Source organism: Caballeronia sp., assembly GCF_049581465.1.
Classification (GTDB): domain Bacteria; phylum Pseudomonadota; class Gammaproteobacteria; order Burkholderiales; family Burkholderiaceae; genus Caballeronia.
The window spans coordinates 1-1,921 of sequence record NZ_JBAUSA010000867.1; the positions used below are offsets into that span (position 1 = coordinate 1).

The window sequence follows — 1,921 nt, forward strand, 5'->3', positions numbered from 1 at the left end:
GCCTAATGCCGCCGCGGCCGGCTCCAGCTCGAGCAAAGCCGAAAGAACGCCAGCGTGGCAAAGGTCGAGACGCACTTTATTCAAACCGCTCAGGCGCAGTGAATCGAGCATCAATTGCTGGATTTCCAGATCGGCTTCGAGACCCGCGTGACCGTAGCTTTCCGCGCCGATCTGGATCAGCTCGCGCGTAGCGTGCAGGCCGCGCGGCCGCGTATGAAGCACGTTGCCCGCGTAACAAAGACGCGTCACGCCCTGCCGGTTCAGCAAATGCGCATCGATACGCGACACTTGGGGCGTGATGTCCGCGCGCAGCCCGAGGGTGCGGCCCGACAACTGGTCGACGAGCTTGAAGGTGCGCAGGTTCAGGTCGCTGCCGCCGCTGGTAAGGAGCGATTCGAGGTACTCGAGCATCGGCGGCATGACGAGTTCATAGCCATACGAACGGAATCGATCGAGCAGCCGGCGGCGCAATTCTTCGATCTTGCGGGCCTCGGACGGCAGTACGTCGGCGATATTCTCGGGGAGTAACCAGGTGGACATCATGCATTTCCTACGGGACGGTTGAGCGCGGCGACTATCAGTATCGGCGTAACGGTATTGCCGGTGCCGCCGGTCAAGGCAAACGGGTGATTGTATGGGCGATGGGACGAACGACTGGCCAAGGGGACCGGGCCGTACTCCCGTCGGCGATCAAGTCGCCAGCAACAACAGGATAATGCCGAGCACCATCGCGATAAGGCCACCGATACGAATATGGTGAGGCGGCCGTTCCGCAATCCGGCGGAACGTGTCGCGCCAGGAATTGGGGAATACGAACGGAAACATCCCTTCGATGATCAGCATCAACGCGATCGCGAGCAGTAACGATGCAGCCATATCCATTGGTTTGAAGGCGCCGCGGCTCGAGCCGCGACGCTTGGGTGCTAGCGCTTGCGCGCGAGCTCCGGGGTGGCATCGGTACCGCTCGGAGCACCGCCATTCGGGCTGCGCATGAAGCGGAAGAAATCGCTGTTCGGATCGACAACCATCACGTCGCCAGCGCCAAAAGTCTTTTTATACGCTTCAAGGCTTTGATAGAACTGGTAGAACTGCGGATCGACGCCGTACGCCTCGGCCGCGATCGACGCTGCCTGCGCATCGCCCTCGCCCTTCACCGTCTGCGCTTCCTTGTAGGCATCGGCGAGAATCGCTTGCTGTTGCCTGTCGGCATCGGCCTTCACTGCGTCGGCGTCAGCCGTGCCCTTCGCGCGTTCCTCGGCCGCCGCTTGCTGGCGCGCCGCGATCATGCGCTTGTAGACGGAATCAGCCACGGCGGGCGGAAAGTCGATGCGCGTCAGTTGCAGATCCACCAGCTCCACGCCAAATGCCGCAGCCGGCTGCTCGACGATCTTTCGCGCTTCGGTCGAAATATCCTGCTGCTCGCCGAGTGCATCGCTGAGCGTTCGCTTCGTGAACGCGGCGCTCAGCGCCGTGCGCGCGAGCGCAGCCAACCGCTCCTGGGCAGTCTGCGTATTCTTCTCGTTGCTTTCGAACAGCTTGAGCGGATCGGCCACGCGATACTTGATGACGGTATTCACCAGGACATCGTTCTTGTCCGATGTCGAAAACCGGTCGGAGCCAGGTTCATCGAGCGTCAGCGTACGCGTGTCGATCAAGGTGAGGGTCTGGAACGGCGGCGGCAGCTTGAAGTGCAAGCCCGGCAGGACGATCTCGGGCGCGCCTTCGCCGTGCTGCGAGATAACACCCGCGTGCCGCTCGTCCACGACAAACATCATCGATGAACCGACGAACAGCACGACAACAACCGCTACCACGAGCGCAATGATTCGATTCATGATCGCGCCCCTCATTGCGTGTCGTCTTCACGCGAACGCGAGCGGAACGCGTCGCGTGAGCGCAAGGGTTCGCCTGCGGACTGCCC

At 61.9% G+C, this 1,921-nt stretch carries 3 protein-coding genes; all 3 read right to left on the reverse strand.

The genetic code is table 11. The annotated features are described in order from the left end of the window. On the reverse strand, nt 1-540 hold a 540-nt coding region (locus WCA53_RS21245), incomplete at its 3' end, for an ATP phosphoribosyltransferase regulatory subunit (protein ID WP_423915282.1). A gap of 150 nt (nt 541-690) precedes the next feature. Beyond that, entirely contained in the window at nt 691-882 is a 192-nt protein-coding gene (locus WCA53_RS21250; RefSeq protein WP_423915278.1) for a DUF2065 domain-containing protein, read from the reverse strand. A gap of 41 nt (nt 883-923) precedes the next feature. Next, entirely contained in the window at nt 924-1,835 is a 912-nt protein-coding gene (hflC, locus tag WCA53_RS21255; protein WP_423915280.1) for a protease modulator HflC, read from the reverse strand. Nucleotides 1,836-1,921: the final 86 nt, after the last annotated feature.